The organism is Streptomyces sp. NBC_01808 (assembly GCF_035917395.1).
Lineage (GTDB): Bacteria > Actinomycetota > Actinomycetes > Streptomycetales > Streptomycetaceae > Streptomyces.
The window spans coordinates 637,497-650,887 of sequence record NZ_CP109072.1 but is presented as its reverse complement, the minus strand read 5'-3'; the positions used below and the strand labels follow the sequence as shown (position 1 = coordinate 650,887).

Annotated in this window: 11 protein-coding genes; 1 reads left to right on the top strand and 10 read right to left on the bottom strand. The window is 73.0% G+C overall.

All coding sequences use genetic code 11. The features are described from left to right. Window positions 1-7: 7 nt before the first annotated feature. The 6 genes from OG946_RS02500 to OG946_RS02475 form a co-directional block, all read right to left on the bottom strand. The gene (locus tag OG946_RS02500) at window positions 8-1,990 is read right to left on the bottom strand and encodes a helix-turn-helix domain-containing protein (protein ID WP_326794514.1); all 1,983 of its coding nucleotides are present in this window, start codon (window positions 1,988-1,990) and stop codon (window positions 8-10) included. Between the two features lie 14 nt (window positions 1,991-2,004). Further along, window positions 2,005-3,060 carry a branched-chain amino acid ABC transporter permease gene (locus OG946_RS02495; protein ID WP_326794513.1) on the bottom strand — a complete coding sequence of 352 codons (1,056 nt, stop codon included), beginning with the start codon at window positions 3,058-3,060 and terminating at the stop codon, window positions 2,005-2,007. Continuing rightward, complete coding sequence (locus OG946_RS02490; RefSeq protein WP_326794512.1) at window positions 3,057-3,926, bottom strand: branched-chain amino acid ABC transporter permease; 870 nt, start codon at window positions 3,924-3,926, stop codon at window positions 3,057-3,059. Before OG946_RS02490 ends, OG946_RS02495 begins: the two co-directional genes overlap by 4 nt. 67 nt (window positions 3,927-3,993) lie before the next feature. Continuing rightward, window positions 3,994-5,250 carry an ABC transporter substrate-binding protein gene (locus OG946_RS02485; RefSeq protein WP_326794511.1) on the bottom strand — a complete coding sequence of 419 codons (1,257 nt, stop codon included), beginning with the start codon at window positions 5,248-5,250 and terminating at the stop codon, window positions 3,994-3,996. A gap of 53 nt (window positions 5,251-5,303) precedes the next feature. Beyond that, entirely contained in the window at window positions 5,304-5,978 is a 675-nt protein-coding gene (locus OG946_RS02480; protein WP_326794510.1) for an ABC transporter ATP-binding protein, read from the bottom strand. A 10-nt stretch (window positions 5,979-5,988) separates the two neighbouring features. Further along, window positions 5,989-6,783 carry an ABC transporter ATP-binding protein gene (locus OG946_RS02475; RefSeq protein WP_326794509.1) on the bottom strand — a complete coding sequence of 265 codons (795 nt, stop codon included), beginning with the start codon at window positions 6,781-6,783 and terminating at the stop codon, window positions 5,989-5,991. 166 nt (window positions 6,784-6,949) lie between these two features. Here OG946_RS02475 and OG946_RS02470 point away from each other — a divergent pair, with 166 nt between their 5' ends. After that, on the top strand, window positions 6,950-8,563 hold the full coding sequence (locus tag OG946_RS02470) for a long-chain fatty acid--CoA ligase (protein ID WP_326794508.1): 1,614 nt from the start codon (window positions 6,950-6,952) through the stop codon (window positions 8,561-8,563). A gap of 36 nt (window positions 8,564-8,599) precedes the next feature. On the opposite strand, the gene OG946_RS02465 is transcribed toward OG946_RS02470, so the two are convergent. The 4 genes from OG946_RS02465 to OG946_RS02450 all read right to left on the bottom strand — a co-directional run bounded on the left by OG946_RS02465 (window position 8,600) and on the right by OG946_RS02450 (window position 13,206). Then, window positions 8,600-9,565, bottom strand: a complete 966-nt coding sequence (locus tag OG946_RS02465) for a LysR substrate-binding domain-containing protein (protein WP_326794507.1) — start codon at window positions 9,563-9,565, stop codon at window positions 8,600-8,602. A gap of 61 nt (window positions 9,566-9,626) precedes the next feature. After that, window positions 9,627-10,451 (bottom strand): HpcH/HpaI aldolase/citrate lyase family protein, encoded by an 825-nt coding sequence (locus OG946_RS02460; protein WP_326794506.1) that lies wholly within the window; start codon window positions 10,449-10,451, stop codon window positions 9,627-9,629. Next, complete coding sequence (locus OG946_RS02455) at window positions 10,448-11,623, bottom strand: CaiB/BaiF CoA transferase family protein (RefSeq protein ID WP_326794505.1); 1,176 nt, start codon at window positions 11,621-11,623, stop codon at window positions 10,448-10,450. The genes OG946_RS02460 and OG946_RS02455 overlap by 4 nt, the downstream gene beginning before the upstream one ends. Window positions 11,624-11,667: 44 nt before the next feature. Then, window positions 11,668-13,206, bottom strand: coding sequence for a GntP family permease (locus OG946_RS02450; RefSeq protein WP_326794504.1), 1,539 nt, complete (start codon window positions 13,204-13,206; stop codon window positions 11,668-11,670). Window positions 13,207-13,391: the final 185 nt, after the last annotated feature.

The following is a 13,391-nucleotide window of genomic DNA, read 5'->3' as shown; positions in this document are numbered from 1 at the left end:
GGCCGCCTCAGCCGGGTTCCGCCGAGGCGGAGAGTATGGCGTGCACCTTCACCGCCAGGTGCGTCTGCAGCCTGTGGTCCCCGTGCCGCCACTGCGGGCCGAGCAGCGAGGTGATGCGGTCGATGCGCTGGTAGAGGGTGTTGACGTGGACGTAGAGGGCGGCGGCGGTGCGGGTGAGGTTGGCGTCGCAGGCGAAGTAGGTCGTCATGGTACGGGCCAGGTCGCCGCTGCGGCGCTCGTCGTAGTCGAGCACCGGGCCGAGCGTCCGGCGTACGAAGCGGCGCAGCTCGTCGCGGCCGGTCTGGTGGAACAGCAGGCCGTAGACACCGAGTTCGTCGGGTGACGCGCCCTCGCCGTCGCGGTCCAGGGCGAGCAGGACGTCCAGGCAGCGCACCGCGTCCGGATGGGCTTCCACGATGGCCTCAAGCCCGGCGGACGCGGCCGCGGCACCGACGGTCACCGCCGCGTCCAGGGTGCGCCGCAGGTGCTCCGCGAGGGCACGGGCCTGCGCCCCCGGGTCCGTGTCGCCGGACAGCAGCACCACGACGTCCCCGTGGTGCTCCCCGGCCAGGCCGCCGTGGCGGGCCGCGTAGGGGGCCGCGGCGTCCGCGATGCGCCGCCGGGACGCGCCGTCCCGGGAGCGGGCGGTGAGCACGGTGTGCGGACGGCCGTGGGCGATGCCCATCAGCGCGGCCCTGCGGTGCAGCCCCTCCGGGTCGCGGTGGGGGGACGAAAGCAGGTCGTCGAGGAACTCGCCGCGCAGCCGGTGCTCCGCCTCTGCCACCGTCCGCTCGCCGAGCAGCAGCAGCGCGGTGACCATCGCCGCCCGCTCCAGCAGCCGTACGTCGTCGGCACCGATGCGACGGCAGAGCAGCAGCAGGACGCCCTGCACCTCGCCGCCGGCGACCACGGGGGTGGCGCAGGCGGCACCGCCGCCGTCCGCGGCCGCTACCCGGCGCGTCCTGCGCGCGTCGGTGCTCAGCACGCGCGCCTCGCGTACGGCGCGCGCCGCAGGACAGGAGTCGGGCAGCGCGCCTTCGGCGCGGGCCTGCTCGACCACCGGGTCGGTGCCGGCCGCGGCCATGGTGCGGCCGCGCGGGTCGAGGACCAGGAGGCCGCCGCCGAGCACTTCGGCGAGGGTGTCGGCCACGTCCGCGAGGCCGCCGCCGTCCAGGACGATGGTGGTCAGCCGCTCGTGCAGGGCCGCGGCCCGCTCGATGGACCGGCTGTGCGCCTGGATGACCGCGTTGGCCTCGGTCAGCTCGTCGACCGTGCGGCGCACGTCCTGGAAGAGGGTGGCGTTCTCGATGGCGATGGCCGCGTGGTTGGCGAGGGACACCAGCAGCGCCACCTCGGCCTGCGAGAAGGGGCGGGCCCTGCGGTTGGCGGCGAAGAGCACGCCGATGACCCGGTCGCCCAGGGACAGGGGCACGCCCTGGATCGCCGTGACCCCTTCGCCGCCGACGGCGTCGTCGATGGTGTGGTCGAAGCGCGGGTCGTTGAGGTAGTCCGGGGTGTGGTAGGGCACGCCCGTCTTGGCGACGAGGCCGCCGAGCCCCGCGCCCATCGCGAGCCGCACCTGCTTGAAGGAGTCGGTGCGGATGCCGTCGGTGACGCGCATGTAGGTGTCGCCGCGGTCGTCGTCGTTGAGCATGAGGTAGGCGGCGTCGGTGCCGATGAGCTGGCGTACGCGGCGGACGATCGCCTGCAGCACGGCCTCCAGGTCGCGCAGCGAGGACAGGTCGCCCGCCGTCTCGTACAGCGCGGCCAGCTCCGCCTCGCGCCGGCGGCGCTCCTCCAACTGCGCGCGTACCGCCAGCGCGTCGTCGACCAGGGGGCGCAGCGCCACGGCGGCCTCGCCCTGCGCGCCGGCGAGCAGTTCCTCGTACTCCCGCCTGGACGCGCCGTCGCGCAGGAGCCGCAGCAGGCGCTCGGCCGCCATTCCTGCCGTGCCTGCGGCGTGGGCGGTGGTGGGCAGGTCCGTGCCCATCGCGGCCTCCTCCCTCACGGCTCCCTTACCAGGGAGCGCTCCGGCCGGTCGCCGGCGGCGGGGTCACGCACCGTACCGTTCCCGGAGTCGGCGGACCGCATGCTCGCGGTGTCGCCGCGCGGCCGGAGCAGATGCGACACGGTGCCCCAGATGCCGCGGCGGAACAGGAGGACGACGAGGATGAACAGGCTGCCGGTGACGATCCCGACCTCGTCGAACCCGGAGGTCGACAGCCAGTCCTCCAGCCGTACGACGGCCGCCGCCCCCAGCAGGCTGCCCCACAGGGTGCCGATGCCGCCGAGCACCGTCATCACGACGACCTTCCCCGAGGTCGTCCAGTACACCTCCTGCAGCGAGGCGAACCCGTGGTTGACGGCGTACAGCCCGCCGGCGAGCCCGGAGAGGAACGCGGAGACGGTGAAGACGACCACCTTGTAGCGGTCGACGGAGTAGCCGAGCGCCCGGGCGCGGGCCGGGTTGTCCCGTACCGCGGCGACGACGCGGCCGAACGGCGAGTGCACGATGCGCCAGGCGGCGGCCAGGCCGGCGAGGACCAGGGGCAGCGCCGCGTAGTAGTAGACGAAGGAGTCCGACAGGTCGACACCCGGCAGTTCGCGCGGAATGCCCTGAAGCCCGTTCTCGCCGCCCGTGAGGTCACCCCACTGGTTGGCGATGAAGTAGATCATCTGCGCGAAGGCGAGGGTCACCATGGCGAAGTAGATGCCGCTGCGGCGGACCGCGAGCAGCCCGATGGGCACGGCGACGACCGCGGCGGCCACCGCGCCGCCGGCCACCGCCAGCGGGAACGGCACACCGGCGTGGATGGCGATGAGCCCGGTCGTGTACGCCGAGGTGCCCCAGAACGCGGCGTGCCCGAAGGACAGCAGCCCGGCGTGCCCCAGCAGCAGGTCGAACGCGACGGCGAACAGCCCCCAGCAGAGGATGTCGGCGGCCACCGGGGGATAGAGGACCCACGGCAGTCCGAGGACGGACACGAGGCCGGCGGCCAGCAGCCCCCAGCGCAGCCAGGCGGGCCTGGTGCCGAGCCGGTCGAGCAGGGCGAGGATCATAGGGCGTGTTCCTCCTTGCCGAAGAGTCCGGCCGGCCGGACCAGCAGCACCACGGCCATCAGCAGGAAGACCGACGTCTGCGAGAGGACGGGGACGTAGAGGTTGCCGAGTGCCTGGAGCATCCCGATGGCGAAGCCGGCGAACACCGCGCCGGGGATGGAGCCGAGGCCGCCGATGACGACGACCGCGAAGACCACGATGATCAGGTCCGCGCCCATGCCCGAGTTGACCGCGCGCATCGGCGCGGCGAGCACCCCGGCCAGCGCGGCGAGCGCGACGCCGAAGCCGAACACGGGCATGACCCAGCGGGCGGTGTCGATGCCCAGCGCCCTGGTCAGCTCCGGCCGTTCGGTGGCCGCGCGCACCACCGTGCCGACCCGGGTGCGGGTCAGCAGCAGCCAGACGGCGAGGCAGACGACGGCCGCGGCGCCGAGGACGAAGACCTGGTACGCGGGGTAGTCGAAGAGCCCGAGGTCGACGGTGCCCGGGAAGGGGCCCTCGTCGTACGGGGTGGACTGGGCGCCGTACTTCATGCGCAGCAGGTCCTGGCAGACCAGCGCGATGCCGAAGGTGAGCAGGAAGTTGTAGAGCGGGTCGAGGGCGGCGAGCCGGTGGATGAGCAGCCGCTCCAGCAGCATGCCGGCCAGCGCGGCGGCGAGCGGCACCAGCAGCAGCGCCCACCAGAACCCGAGACCCGCGGAGTCCTGCAGGGCCACCGCGCCGAACGCGCCGAGCATGTAGACGGCGCCGTGCGCGAAGTTGACGACGTGGAGCATGCCGAAGATGACGGCGAGGCCGAGGGCGAGCAGCGCGTAGAAGCCGCCGGAGACCAGGCCGTTGAACGCCTGTTGCAGGAAGGAGGTCATCGTGGTCCCGTCCGTCCGCCGCGGCCCGGGGCGGGAGTTCCGCGGGCCGCGGCCGTGGGTGCGCCGGTCAGTTCATCGAGCAGTCGGGTGAGACCGGGCCGAACGCCTCGGTGGCGGGGATGGTCTCCACCTTCTCGGTGAAGTCGCCCTCGGTCTCGCTGTCGGCTGGGTCCTTGACCCGGGCCAGGTAGGCGTCGTGCACGACGCGGTGGTCGGCCGCGCGCACCTCGGCGTTGCGGGCGAAGAAGTCGTCGAACTTCATGCCCTCCAGCTCCTTGTTGACCTCTTCCGCGTCGTCGGTCCCGGCCCGCTGCACGGCTTCGAGGTAGTGCGTGGCGGCGGAGTAGTTGGCGGCGTGGTCGAACGTCGGCCACGTGCCCGCCTTCTCCCTGAACCGCTCGGCCCACTGCCGCGACTCCTCGTCGACGTTCCAGAACCAGGGGGAGGTGAACATCGTCCCGGCGAGCTTGTCCTGCCCGATCGCCTTGATGTCGGTGTCGAACATCAGGCCGATGGCGAGCTGGATGTCCTTGTCCTTGAGTTTGAACTGCTGGTACTGCTTGACGACGTTGACCAGGTCGCCGCCCGCCTGGAGCGTGCCGAGCACGTCCGGGGCCGGCTTCTTCGCGGACGCCTTGAGCAGGAACGTGGAGAAGTTGTCGTTGGGGAACGGGGTCGGGTCCTTGCCCACCACCTCACCGCCGGCCCCCTCGATGGCGGTGCTGAACTGCTTCTCCATGTCCTGGCCGAAGGCGTAGTCCGGATAGATGAGATACCAGCTCTCGCCGCCCTGCTTCGTCACCTCGGTGCCGGTCCCGTTGGCCAGCATGTAGGTGTCGTAGGCCCAGGCGTACGTGTACGGGTTGCAGGACTCGCCGGCCAGCTCCGTGGTCGCGGCGCCGATGTTGAAGTACAGCTTCTTCGACTGCGCGGCGACGTTCGCCACGGCGAGCGCCGCGGAGGAGGTCGGCACGTCGAAGACGGCGTCGGCCTTCTCGCGGTCGTACATGTCCCGCGCCTGGGTGTTGGCGACGTCCGGCTTGTTCTGGTGGTCCGCCGAGATGACCTCGATGTCGTCGGTGACCGCGTCGCCGCCGTGCTTCTTCTCGAAGTCCGCCACGGCCATCTCCACCGCCGTGACCGCGTCCTCGCCGGCCAGCTCCGCGTAGACGCCGGAGAGGTCCGTGAGCACGCCCAGGGTGATTCCGCCGTCGCTGATCTTGCCGCCGCCGGACCCCGGTCCGCCGCCGCCGCAGCCCGCCAGCAGCGATCCCGCCACCACCGTGGCCGTGGCGACCGCGGCTTTCGACCATGGGTGTCCCATGCTTCCTCCTTGAAGTGGTCGATGTTGCCGTGAGGGCCCTTGCGATGGCCGGGCTACAGGCCCAGGTAGTCCAGGAGTTCGTGCTCGCGCTCGCGCACGTCGTCGTTGGCCAGCGACTCGGCGATCCGGCCGCGGTCCAGCAGGTAGTGGCGGTCGGCGACGGTGGCGGCGAAGCGCAGGTTCTGCTCCACCAGCAGCACCGCGGTGCCGTGCCGCTTGGCCTCGCGCAGGATCTCGCCGATGCGCTCGACGACGATCGGCGCCAGTCCCTCGGTCGGCTCGTCGCAGAGCAGCACCCCGGCGCCGGTGCGGAGCACCCGGGCGAGGGCGAGCATCTGCTGCTCGCCGCCGGAGAGCTTGCCGCCCGCACTGCGGCGGCGCTCGGCGAGCGCCGGGAACTCCTCGTACACGCGCGCCAGCGGCCAGGCCGAATCCGCTGTGGCCGGCGGCAGGGTGAGGTTCTCCTCGACGCTGAGACCCGCGTAGATGCCGCGGTCGTCGGGGACGTACCCGAGGCCCCGGCGGGCCCTGCGGTGCGGCGGTACCGCGCCCAGGTCCCGGCCCGCCAGGCGGATGGTCCCGGTGGTGCGCTTGTGTAGGCCCATCACACAGCGCAGGAGCGTGGTCTTCCCCGCTCCGTTGCGGCCCACGAGCGTCACGACCTCGCCGGCGCCGACGGTCAGCGACACCTCGCGCAGCACCTCGGCCTCGTCGTAGTGGGCGGTCACGCCCTGCACCTCAAGCAACGCCGGCCCCCAGGTACGCCTCGACGACCCGCGGGTCGGAGCGGACGGTCCGGTACGGACCCTCGACGAGCACCCGTCCGCGCTGCAGCACCGTGACGGTGTCGGCCAGTGAGCCGACGACGCTCATGTTGTGCTCGACCAGCACCACCGTGCGGCCGGCGCGGATGCGGTCCACCAGCGCGACGGTGCGGTCCACGTCCTCCAATCCCATGCCGGCCGTGGGTTCGTCGAGGAGCAGCACCCGGGGGTCGAGGGCGAGCGCGAGGGCCAGCTCCAGCGCGCGCTTCTGCCCGTACGGCAGGCTGCCCGCCGGCGACTCGGCCCGCTCCGCCAGGCCCACCTGGTCCAGCAGTTCCCGCGCGCGCTCGGTGAACCGCGCCAGCAGCTTGTCCGACCGCCAGAACCGGCGGCCCAGGTCGGTGCCCGCCTGCAGCGCGAGTTCCAGATGCGCGCGTGCCGTCACGCCGGGGAAGAGGCTGGTGACCTGGAAGGAGCGGGCCACGCCGAGACGCGCCACCCGCTCCGGCGGCAGCCCGGTGATGTCCTGCTCCGCCAGCTCGATCCGCCCCGCCGACGGCGGCAGGAAGCCGGTCAGCAGGTTGAACAGGGTCGTCTTCCCGGCCCCGTTGGGGCCCACCAGGGCGTGGACCGTGCCTTCCGCGACGTCCAGGTCCACGTCGTCGACGGCGCGGAAGCCCTGGAACGCCTTCGTCAGGCCACGGGTGGACAGGATGGCGCGCGGGAGTGCGGTGGTGTCACCGCTCGTCGTTCTCGTCGTGCTCGTCATGCCGACCTCGGATGCCGCGGGGTGGGTGCCGACAGGGCGTCGGCGTCGGGGAGAACGTAGAAGCGGACGGCACGCGCGACTACAGAGAAGGTCTCCACAAGGCGGCGGTCCGGAGTGTGGTTTTCCTCCGTGGTCCGGGTCCCGGACCCCGGTCAACATGTCCGCCATGGCGATGATGGACATCCCGCTCAACAGTTGGCTGCTGTTCGACCACGGGCCGCGCTACTTCCACGACACCGAGGTCGTCACCCGCTTCCCGGACGGGAGCCGGCACCGCTACACCTACGCGGACTTCGGGCGCCGGGCGCAGCAGCTCATGCACGCGCTCGACGCCCTGGCGCTGCCGTCCGGCGCCAGGGTGGCCACGCTGGCCTGGAACGGCTACCGGCACCTGGAGGCGTACTGGGCGGTGCCCTGCACCGGACGGGTGCTGCACACCCTGAACGTACGGCTGTCCGCGGACGAACTCGCCTACATCGTCAAGCACGCCGACGACCGGGTCGTGCTCGTGGACGCCGACCTGCTGCCGCTGCTGGAACAGGTCGCGGAGCGCGGCGGCCTCGCGGGCGTCGACCACGTGGTGGTCCTCGCGGACCGGGTGCCGCCCGGCACCACGCTGCCGGGCGCCCTGGCCTACGAAGAGCTCATCGCCGCGCAGCCCGTGACGTACGAGCCGCGCGAGATCGACGAGCGGTCGCCGCTCGGCCTCTGCTACACCTCCGGTACCACGGGCCGGCCCAAGGGCGTGGTCTACACCCACCGCTCGACCATGCTGCACGCCCTCGCAGGATCCTCCCGGGCCGCGATGTCCATCGGCCCGGGCGACGCCGTGCTTCCGGTGGTGCCGATGTTCCACGCCAACGCCTGGGGCCTGCCCTACACCGCCACCCCGTACGGCGCCAAGCAGGTGTTCTACGGCGGGCCGCTGGACGAGGCGGCGCTCGTGGAGCTGATGGCCGAGGAGCGCGTGACCGTCGCCGCCGGCGTGCCGACCGTGTGGATGGCCGTGGCGGACGCCCTCGCCGCCCGCGGCGGCGGCCTGCCGGACGTACGGCACCTGCTGTGCGGCGGGGCGCGGCCGGCGCGCGCACTCATCGACCGCTACCGCACCGAGTTCGGCATCCCGCTGGTGCAGATCTGGGGCATGACGGAGACGTCACCGCTCGCCAGCTTCGCCTGGCCGAAGGAGCGCATGCGCGGCTGGGACGAGGAACGGCTCGCGGACGCCGTCCGCGGCATGGCGGGGCTGCCCCTGCCGGGGGTGCAGACGCAGATCCGCGACGGGGACGGGCGCCCGCTGCCCTGGGACGGCGCGTCGATGGGCGAACTGCTGGTGCGCGGGCCCTGGGTGGCGGACGCGTACCTCGGGGAGGAGGGCGGCGGGCAGTTCACCGAGGACGGCTGGTTCGTCACCGGCGACATCGCGACCGGCTCGCCCGACGGCTACTTCGTCATCACCGACCGCGCCAAGGACCTCGTCAAGTCGGGCGGGGAGTGGATCTCCTCGGTCGACATGGAGTCGGCGGTGATGGCGATGGACGCCGTCACCGAGGCCGCCGTGGTCGCGGTGCCGGACGAGAGGTGGTCGGAGCGGCCGCTGGTGTGCGTCGTCCTCCGCCACGGCGCGACGGTGACCCTGGACGAGGTGCGTACGCACCTGGAGCGGAGCGGTTTCGCGCGCTGGCAACTGCCGGACCGCGTCGAACTCGTGGACGCGGTGCCCCGCACCGGCACCGGCAAGTTCGACAAGAAGGCGCTGCGCGCCCGCTTCGCGTCCTGAGCGCCGGCCGGGCGCGGCGCGCCGTACGCTCTTCTGCTACGGCGCCTCGTGCCGCGCGTCCGCCGCGGCGGGGCGCTCCGCCAGCCGGATGCCCGGCCAGCGGTCCGCGGCGGCCAGCTCCCGGGTGACCTCGACGATGCCCCGGCGGACCGCCGCGACGCTGTCCCGCGGTTCGTAGCGGTCCGTGGCGGTGAGGACGGCGACGTGTCGGCGGAGCGCCGGGGCCACGATGCGGCGCACGCCGAGCCGGTGCGGGTCGTGGTCCGCGACCACCGAGCGCGGCAGGATCGTGCACGCCTCGCCGCTCTCCGCGATGCGGATGAGCGTGCCGAGCGACTCCACGTCGCCGACGTTCACGGGCACCATCGCGTGCGCGGCGAACGCGCGGTCCACCAGGGTCCGCAGGTTGCTGCGCGCGCCCGGCGTCACCAGCGGCACGTGCCGCAGGTCGGTCAGGGGCACGTCGGCCTGCGCCGCGGGGGCGGGATCCGGTTGGCCGATCAGATACAGGCTCTCCGAGTACAGCGGCAGCTCCGCCGGGCGCGGCGCGGCGTCCTCGCGGAAGACGGCGGCCAGGTCCAGCCGTCCGGCGAGCAGCAGTTCGTGCACGTAGCCGCTCATCGACTCGAACATCTGCAGGTGGATGCCGGGGTAGTGGGCCCGTACCCAGGTGAACAGGGCGGGCGCGAGCGGCGCGGCCACCGTGGTCGGCAGCCCGATCGCGACCGGGCCGTGCACCGGCGGCCGGCTGACGGCGATGTCCTGCGCGAGCCGGTCGAACTGGCGCACCAACTGCTGGGCGTCCCGGTACAGCGCCCGGCCCGCGGACGTGGGCCGCACGCCGCGCGGGCCGCGGTCCAGCAGCCTGACCCCGAGATGCGCTTCGAGGTGGGCCATGCGCTGGCTGATCGCGGGCTGCGAGACGTGCAGCGCCCGGGTGGCCCGGGAGAGGCTGCCGGCGTCGACGACGGCGATGAAGTCTCGCAGTTGAGCGATGTCCACGGGTTTCTCCGCACCGCCTTCCCACTGATGCCTCGCCGACGGGACGTGTCCCGCCCGGCGCCTACGCGGAGGTGTGCCGTTCTGCCTGCGCGGCGATGCGGCGGGCGCGTTCGACGACCGGCCGGTCGATCATCTCACCGGCCACCGCCGCCGCGCCGTCGTGACCCGCGGCCAGCACCCGCCGGGCCCAGGCCAGCTCGTCCTCGTCGGGCGCGTAGGCGGCGTGCACCTGCTCCACCTGCACCGGGTGGATGCACAGCTTGCCGCCGAAGCCCCAGTCCCGGCCGCGGCCCGCGGCCCGGGCCACGGCCGGCGCGTCGCGTACCGCCGTGGTGACGCCGTCGACGGGCGCGGGCAGGCCGTGCGCGGCCGACCAGCGGACCAGATCCGCCCGCGCGGAGTCGAGCGCCAGGTCGTCGCGTACGCCCAGATCGAGGGCGAGGTCGACGCTGCCGAAGAGCAGCCGCAGGCAGTCGGGCTCCGCGGCGATGCCGTCGAGTCCGACCAGCCCGCGCGCCGACTCGATCAGGGGGAGCACGGGGGCGCCGCCCGCCCGCGCGGCCTGCCGTACCTGTGCCGCGGACTCCGCCTTGGGCAGCACGACGGCCGCGGGGGACAGCGCCCGGCAGACGGCGAGGTCGTCGGCGAACTCGGCGGTCCGGGGACCGTTGACCCGCACCGCCACCGGCACGGCCGCGTCCCGCGGCCAGCCGGCGGACAGGCTGTCCCGGGCGGCCGCCTTGTCGCGGGCGGCCACGGCGTCCTCCAGGTCGACGATCACGGCGTCGGCACCGCTGCCGACGGCCTTCGCGAACCGGTCGGGCCGGGTGGCGGGCACGAACAGCCAGCTCACCGCCGCGCTGAGCGCCACCGCCTGCCCGGTCATACGGTGCCTCCCGCGGCCAGCGCGTCGATCTCGTCGTCCGCGAGACCCACCTCGGCGAGGATGTCCCGGGTGTGCTCGCCGAGCCCGGGCACGGGATCCATCCGCGGGGCGTCGTCGACCGGGCCGGGCGGGGCCAGCGCCGGTATCGGGCCGGCCGGGGTCTGCACCTCGTGCCAGCGGTTGCGGGCCGCCAACTGCGGGTGCTGCCACACGTCGGCGAGCGAGTTGACCCGGGCGTACGCCACCGGGACCGCCGCCAGCAGCTCGACGGCCTCGGCGCCGGTCAGCTCGGCGAAGCGCGCCGCGATGAGCGCGCCGAGGGTCTCGCGGTGCGCGTTACGGGCCGCGTTGCCCGCGTAGTCCGGGTGCGCCGCCAGCTCTGGCCGCCGCAGGAAGCGCTCGCAGAAGGCCGCCCACTCGCGCTCGTTCTGGACGCACATCATCACGACCTTGCCGTCCCCGGCGGTGAAGGGGCCGTACGGATAGATAGTGGCGTGCGCCGCGCCCGCCCGCGGCGGCGGCTCGGCGCCGTCGTAGGCGTAATAGAGCGGGAAGCCCAGCCACTCCACCGTGGCCTCCAGCATCGACACCTCTACGTGCGCCCCCTCGCCGGTCCTGCCGCGCTCGATCAGGGCGGCGAGGACCGAGCTGTACGCGTACATCCCCGCCGCGATGTCGGACACCGAGATGCCCACCTTCGCCATCTCCGCGGCCGTGCCGGTCACCGACAGCAGCCCGGACTCGCTCTGCACCATCAGGTCGTAGGCCTTCGCGGTGGCGTACGGGCCAGGGGTGCCGTAGCCGGAGATGTCGCAGACGACCATCCGGGGGTGCGCGGCGCGCAGCTCCGCCCAGCCGAGCCCGGCGCGCTCGGCCGCGCCCGGTGCCAGGTTCTGCACGAAGACGTCGGCGCGCGCGAGCAGCCGGCGCAGCACGTCGCCGCCGCGCGGATCCTTGATGTCGAGGGTGAGCGACTCCTTGTTGCGGTTGGCCCAGACGAAGTGCGAGCTGAGCCCGCGCACGCGGCTGTCGTACGCGCGGGCGAAGTCACCGCTGCCGGGCCGCTCCACCTTGATCACACGGGCGCCGAGGTCGGCGAGCTGGCGGGTGGCGTACGGGGCGGCGACGGCCTGTTCGAGCGAGACGACGGTGATTCCGCGGAGGGGTTGCATGCGTTTCCTTCTCTCGGGCTTGCGCAGAGGACCGGCGGCGGACCTCAGACCACGAAGCTCACGGCGATGACGAGGGCGAGCGAGACGACCGAGGCCAGCGCGGTGACGAAGGTGAGCGCCTTGAGCGCGCCCCGGGTGGTCACCCCGAGCAGCGGCTGGAACATCCAGAAGAAGTTGCTGTTCACCTGGAGGGCGAAGAGCGATCCCGAGCCGATCGCCAGCGCCAGCACGGCCGGCGGTACGGCGAGTTCGCCCATGATCGGGGCGATGATCCCGGCCGCGGCGATGGCGGCGACGCCGATGGAGCCGATGGCCAGGTGCAGGAGCGCCGCGACCAGCCAGACCAGCAGGATCGTCACGACGGTGGACATGCCCGCGTCGGCGGAGAAGATCCCGGCGAGCACGTCGTCGAGGCCGGTCTCGCCGATCACCGCGCCGAGTGAGCCGCCGACCCCGGTGACCAGCAGGATCTGTCCCGTGCTGTGGAAGCCCTCGGTCATCGCCTCGCCCACCCGCTCGTCGGTGAGCACCCACTTCGCCAGGGCGTACGCGCCGACCAGGCCGGCGAACAGGGCGAACGCGGGGTCGCCGAGGAAGGTGAGCAGATCGGACTTCACCCCGGCGGCGTCGCTGATCGCGCCGGTCGCGATGAGCAGCAGCGGGACGACGATCGGCAGCAGCGAGAGGTACAGCGGCGGCATCGGCCTGCGGGCTCCGGGCACGTCGGCCTCGGGCGCGTCCGCCGCCACGGACGTGGCCGCGGCGGGGGCCTCGGCGGTGGTGACGGGGCCGGGTCCGCCTGCCGGGCGGCGGCCGGAGCCGGGCGCCGCGGCGTTCCCGCGGGATCCGCGCGGGGGTGCGGACCTCACGCCGCCCGCGCCGGTGGCCGGGGCGTCGCGGTCGTCCTGGTGGTCCGGGCCGTCCCGGTCGTCCTGCGCGTTCTCGGCGTCGGGCACCTCGTCGGTGTCCGCGTTCCACAGGCCGTGGCGCAGCAGCCGGCCGTAGAGGAACGTGGTGAGCAGCGCGGCGAGCGGGCCGAGGACGAACCCGTACACCAGCATCGTGCTGAGCGGTACGTGCAGCAGCCCGGCGATCGCCAGGGTGCCGAGGCCGGGCACGACGAACACGTAGCCGACCAGGATGCCCGCGCTCAGCGCGCCGCTCATCATCGGCAGCCCGTAGCGCCCCATCCGCGGCGCCGCGGACTTGGCCAGCGGGGCGGCGAGGACGAGCTGGACGTCCACGTAAATGGACGGGAAGACCGCGCTCAGGGCCCCGGCGAGCGCATAGGGGAGCTTTCCGGGGCCGAGGGCGCGCAGCAGTTTCTCGACCAGTTTCTGCAGCGATCCCATGGAGTTCAGCAGCGAGCCGAGCAGGACGCCGAAGCCGATCAGCAGACCGACTTCCGCCATGATGTCGCCGAATCCGTCCACGATCGTGTGGATGGTGCCTTCGAAGCCGAGGCCGGACGCGATACCGAGATAGAGGGAGCCGATGACCAGGGCGATCACCGGTTCCACCTTCGGTACCAGAATGAGCAGGATGACCACGAGGATGGCTATCGCTGTATGCAGTGCTGTCAAGGGAGTTCCTCTCACCACGGTGTGAGTGCATGAGATGGAAACACGGTGGTCACGGGGGCGGAAGGCGGAGATCCGCGATAGGGGTATCAGCCGCGGTTATGGCTTCCGGGGCACGTCGCGAAGCAATGTGCGACCGCGATATCCGGATCAGGTCACGAGGCCGTTTGTCCGGCCATCGCCGGAAA

What these genes read in the sequence shown, in the direction of transcription:
- OG946_RS02495 (WP_326794513.1), bottom strand. Translation starts at nt 3,060, where the DNA reads ATGATCCTCGCCCTGCTCGACCGGCTCGGCACCAGGCCCGCCTGGCTG.
- OG946_RS02460 (WP_326794506.1), bottom strand. Translation starts at nt 10,451, where the DNA reads ATGACCGGGCAGGCGGTGGCGCTCAGCGCGGCGGTGAGCTGGCTGTTC.
- OG946_RS02485 (WP_326794511.1), bottom strand. Translation starts at nt 5,250, where the DNA reads ATGGGACACCCATGGTCGAAAGCCGCGGTCGCCACGGCCACGGTGGTG.
- OG946_RS02475 (WP_326794509.1), bottom strand. Translation starts at nt 6,783, where the DNA reads ATGACGAGCACGACGAGAACGACGAGCGGTGACACCACCGCACTCCCG.
- OG946_RS02490 (WP_326794512.1), bottom strand. Translation starts at nt 3,926, where the DNA reads ATGACCTCCTTCCTGCAACAGGCGTTCAACGGCCTGGTCTCCGGCGGC.
- OG946_RS02470 (WP_326794508.1), top strand. Translation starts at nt 6,950, where the DNA reads ATGGCGATGATGGACATCCCGCTCAACAGTTGGCTGCTGTTCGACCAC.
- OG946_RS02500 (WP_326794514.1), bottom strand. Translation starts at nt 1,990, where the DNA reads ATGGGCACGGACCTGCCCACCACCGCCCACGCCGCAGGCACGGCAGGA.
- OG946_RS02455 (WP_326794505.1), bottom strand. Translation starts at nt 11,623, where the DNA reads ATGCAACCCCTCCGCGGAATCACCGTCGTCTCGCTCGAACAGGCCGTC.